Genomic DNA, 3504 nt, shown 5'->3' with positions numbered 1-3504 from the left:
CGCCCATGACGAGCGCGCGCAGATATTCCTCCCGCGGCATCCGGCTCAGCTCCACCTGTTTTTCAAGGTATGCCAGCTCCTTTTTGTTCAGACGCAGCGGGATCACATGCTCCCGTTTCCTCACCGCGCCTCATCCCTGCCTTTGCTTTTCCTGTGCTCCGGCCTGCGCGCCGGAGGCTCATACCGTACCGGCACATCCTTCAAACGCAGCCTGCCGCAGTCCGGCACATGGGCCGCGTACCGGGCGTGGGCATACCCTTCCGCCTCCACGAGAATTCCATCCCTGCTGCTCTCCCCTTTGATGAGCAGGCAGTGCCAGCAGAGTTCGCCGGGATCGAACCACATCCTGCCGCTGTTCTCAAACAAAAACAGCTGGTCTTCCATAAGGCCGCACTCTTTGAACTGCCGGAACTGCGTATCGCTCAGCACAACGGCCAGTTCCACCCGGAAAGACGTCTGCCGTTCCGGCATGGGACGATGGACGTCCCTTCCCGTGATATCGTCAAGGCCGCGCGCCTTGTGGAAAAACACCGCGTGCTCCTGATACGCCTTTGGCTTTTCCAATGTTATCCGCTCCACGGGGATCCCCTGCAGTTCCATACCTGGGACATTTTGAGCACGGCCTGTATACAGGGTGTTCTCCGTCAGAGCAAAGAGCATGCCCTCTTGTTCTGTTTCCGCGGTCACCAAAAGGCAGTGGAACGTCCCGCCCGGCTGTGCCGTCATCAACGTCCTGTTATCCTTAAGAAAAGGATATTCCGGCGAGATATCTTCCGCCAGTTTTTCGTAGTCCGCGGCGCTGAGGACAATGACCTTTTCGAGCCCCAAAACACCGGGGATATATTTTACTTCGTTCCTGCGCAGGCTTTCCATCGTTTTGACATTTGCTGCAAATGCAGCAAATATTTTTTCTTTCAGCTTCTTCACCTACTTTGTCTTTTTTCAGCACAAGGGGTTTGGGGCCTGCCCCAAAATGCGCGTGGATATCCACGCGCTATGCTAGCCAAACCAGTCGCTCCCCCCTCCCATCGAAACTGTTTCATCGTCACACTTGACAAGTACTTCATCATACAGTATATTAGTAATACCTGAATTACTAATATATTTGTGAAGGAGACCCTGTATGAAACGATCTCCCAAGGTTGCCGGCATCGGCAAGGAATGTGTGGCCTGCGGCTGCTGTGCCGCGGTGTGCCCACGGGACGCACTGTATATCGCTTCCGGCGTGACCGCCCGGCTGGATGAAGACAAATGCGTCGGCTGCGGCAAATGTACAAAAGTTTGTCCAGCAGACGTTATTTCCATCATCGAACGGAGGGCTGCGCTGTGAAACAGAAAAAATGGTATAGCTACCTCTGGATCGTCGAACTCCTTTATCTTTGCCTCGGTCTGTTCAACATCCTGTTCGCCTGGCTGGGCATGCTGTTCTTTACGATCCCGCTCCTGATCGCAGTTTTTGGCGGAGGGAAGGCCTATTGCAACCGTTATTGCGGGCGCGGACAGCTGCTGGGACTGTTGGGAGAAAAACTGAAGCTTTCCCGGAACGCTCCTCCGCCGAAGTTTTTGCGTAGCCGCTGGTTCCGCTACGGGTTCCTTGCTTTTTTCATGACCATGTTCGGTTTGATGCTGTTCAGCACATATAAGGTGTTCACCGGCGCGCCGCTGCAGCAGACTGTCACGCTGCTCTGGGTGTTTAAGCTGCCCTGGCAATGGGCCGAGGTCGATATGGTCTCCCCGTGGATCGCACAATTCGCTTTTGGATTCTTCAGCGTTATGCTCACCTCTACCGTACTCGGTTTTGTGACCATGGTCCTGTTCCGGCCAAGGTCCTGGTGTGTGTACTGCCCCATGGGGACGATGACGCAGGGGATCTGTATCCTCAAACACGGAAAAGAGGTGGCTGCACATGGAAGAAAAAGCAAAGAAGATCGCGGAGTTGCTGAAGCTGCTGGCAAATGAACAGCGGCTTCTGATCCTGTGCGCATTGATGCACGGCCGGAAAAACGTGAGCGAGATACACGGGCACACGCCGAATATTACCGCTTCCGCGCTTTCGCAGCATCTCAATCTCTTAAAAACTGCGGGGATCCTCAGTTCGGAAAAACAGGGGATGAATGTGCGTTATTGGATCAGTGACACGCGCGTCATCGCGCTGATCGAATCCATCAAAGAGCAGTACTGCAAGGAGGAGACTTTATGAAAATTCTTGTCAACAAACAAAAATGCCCGCAGAATCATGTGTGCCCATCTATTAAGGTATGTCCCAAAGGAGCCATCTCACAGGAAACGCCGTTCTCTCTTCCCGTTGTGGATGCTGAAAAATGTATCGTTTGCGGGAAGTGCATGCAGTTCTGCCCAATGGGCGCGTTTGAAAAAGTGGAATAGAGAACTGAACGGACCGGATACCGGTCCGTTTTCTATTCCACACCCGATCAGTTCACATACCGGTTTTCGTTCTCCCTGATTTTCGCAAGGCCGTCCAGCGTGGTGCAGATGAGCTTCAGCTTTTCCGCTGCCCCGATCTCGCCCGCCATCGCGGCCGTGATCTCTCCGCCGCACACCACCAGCATCCGGCACCGACGCAAAAGCTGCTGGCTGATCTGGCTCATGGCCCGCTGTTCTTCGGGCACGTCCTCGCTCAAATACTGCGGCAAACTCAGCCGCGGGCAGATGGGCACATATCCCAATTCGTATACCTTGTGGCAGTATCTGCGCAGAAGGCGGGGCGCGGCGTCCTGTGCCGCACAGATGTATGCAAATGCTTTTTCCATTTTCGTTTCAGATCCCTTCCATCCATTCAATAGGAAAGCAGGCATCCAATGTGGATGCCTGCCATCTCTGTGTTCATCTCTTTTGGGCATCCAATTGGATGCCCTGTTCTCCGTTGGACGCTTCCACCGTTCGTTCGTCACCGTCTGCAAGCGCCGTGCGCACACGGTCACCGCCCAGCCTATAGTATGCGTCCGTCACTTCGACGCCCACTGCCTCATACCCTTCCTGCACAGCGGCAAGGATGGTCGTGCCCGCTCCCGCGAACGGGTCGAGGATACGTCCGCCCGGCACACAGATATGCACGATATCCCGCATGAGCTGCAGCGGCTTCTCTGTCACGTGGATGCGTTTGGCCGGGTTCGTGTACCGGAACACGCCCGGCAGACATCCCACCGGACGGTCGATGGGAAGCGGGCCGTTGGACGCCCACAGCATGTACTCGCTCTGCTGGCGGTACCGGCCTTTCTGCGGCCGGCTCGTCATCTTGTCCCATACCACCTGACCGCGCCAGATCCACCCGGCCCACTGGATCGCATCGGAAAGGCACGGAGCCATGCGCCAGTCAATGAACACGCACAGCACAGCCCCCGGCTTGCAGGCTTTGCGCACATCGCTCAGCCATTCCGCCATCCAGCGCGTCCAGCTCCGCTGGTCTTTCTGGTCGCCGTCAAAATCCGGCAGCGCCTTGTCCGCGCGCATGCTGCTGTATTTCTGTGTGGTCGTCCGGTTTTT

General features: G+C 55.8%; 7 protein-coding genes. 4 read left to right on the top strand and 3 right to left on the bottom strand.

What is annotated here, in order from left to right; all coding sequences use genetic code 11:
• Positions 1-120: 120 nt before the first annotated feature.
• Positions 121-927 (bottom strand): DUF6329 domain-containing protein, encoded by an 807-nt coding sequence (locus tag IIY41_RS04860; protein WP_287400019.1) that lies wholly within the window; start codon positions 925-927, stop codon positions 121-123.
• A gap of 196 nt (positions 928-1123) precedes the next feature.
• Between IIY41_RS04860 and IIY41_RS04855 the strand changes: the two genes are divergently transcribed.
• The 4 genes from IIY41_RS04855 to IIY41_RS04840 are packed head-to-tail and all read left to right on the top strand — an operon-like array spanning position 1124 to position 2385.
• Positions 1124-1330 carry a 4Fe-4S binding protein gene (locus tag IIY41_RS04855; RefSeq protein ID WP_117461754.1) on the top strand — a complete coding sequence of 69 codons (207 nt, stop codon included), beginning with the start codon at positions 1124-1126 and terminating at the stop codon, positions 1328-1330.
• Positions 1327-1959 carry a 4Fe-4S binding protein gene (locus IIY41_RS04850; protein ID WP_287400017.1) on the top strand — a complete coding sequence of 211 codons (633 nt, stop codon included), beginning with the start codon at positions 1327-1329 and terminating at the stop codon, positions 1957-1959. Before IIY41_RS04855 ends, IIY41_RS04850 begins: the two co-directional genes overlap by 4 nt.
• Positions 1907-2200, top strand: coding sequence for an ArsR/SmtB family transcription factor (locus IIY41_RS04845; RefSeq protein ID WP_117461755.1), 294 nt, complete (start codon positions 1907-1909; stop codon positions 2198-2200). Before IIY41_RS04850 ends, IIY41_RS04845 begins: the two co-directional genes overlap by 53 nt.
• Positions 2197-2385: a 4Fe-4S binding protein gene (locus IIY41_RS04840; protein ID WP_058723956.1), complete on the top strand. Its 189-nt coding sequence runs from the start codon at positions 2197-2199 to the stop codon at positions 2383-2385. Before IIY41_RS04845 ends, IIY41_RS04840 begins: the two co-directional genes overlap by 4 nt.
• Before the next feature lie 47 nt (positions 2386-2432).
• Here the strand turns inward: IIY41_RS04840 and IIY41_RS04835 are convergent, their stop codons facing one another.
• Both IIY41_RS04835 and IIY41_RS04830 read right to left on the bottom strand, forming a co-directional pair.
• The gene (locus IIY41_RS04835; RefSeq protein ID WP_058723957.1) at positions 2433-2771 is read right to left on the bottom strand and encodes a DUF7768 domain-containing protein; all 339 of its coding nucleotides are present in this window, start codon (positions 2769-2771) and stop codon (positions 2433-2435) included.
• A gap of 73 nt (positions 2772-2844) precedes the next feature.
• A partial coding sequence (locus IIY41_RS04830; RefSeq protein WP_287400013.1) for a DNA-methyltransferase occupies positions 2845-3504 on the bottom strand: 660 nt, incomplete at its 5' end.

The sequence above is a fragment of the Ruthenibacterium sp. genome (assembly GCF_017421385.1).
Classification (GTDB): Bacteria; Bacillota; Clostridia; order Oscillospirales; family Ruminococcaceae; genus Ruthenibacterium; species Ruthenibacterium lactatiformans.
Note: the sequence above shows the minus strand (reverse complement) of the source record. Positions and strands in the feature narration are given on the sequence as shown.

Coding starts and splice junctions, on each gene's coding strand:
- IIY41_RS04855 (WP_117461754.1), top strand. CDS start 1,124: ATGAAACGATCTCCCAAGGTTGCCGGCATCGGCAAGGAATGTGTGGCC.
- IIY41_RS04845 (WP_117461755.1), top strand. CDS start 1,907: ATGGAAGAAAAAGCAAAGAAGATCGCGGAGTTGCTGAAGCTGCTGGCA.
- IIY41_RS04840 (WP_058723956.1), top strand. CDS start 2,197: ATGAAAATTCTTGTCAACAAACAAAAATGCCCGCAGAATCATGTGTGC.
- IIY41_RS04835 (WP_058723957.1), bottom strand. CDS start 2,771: ATGGAAAAAGCATTTGCATACATCTGTGCGGCACAGGACGCCGCGCCC.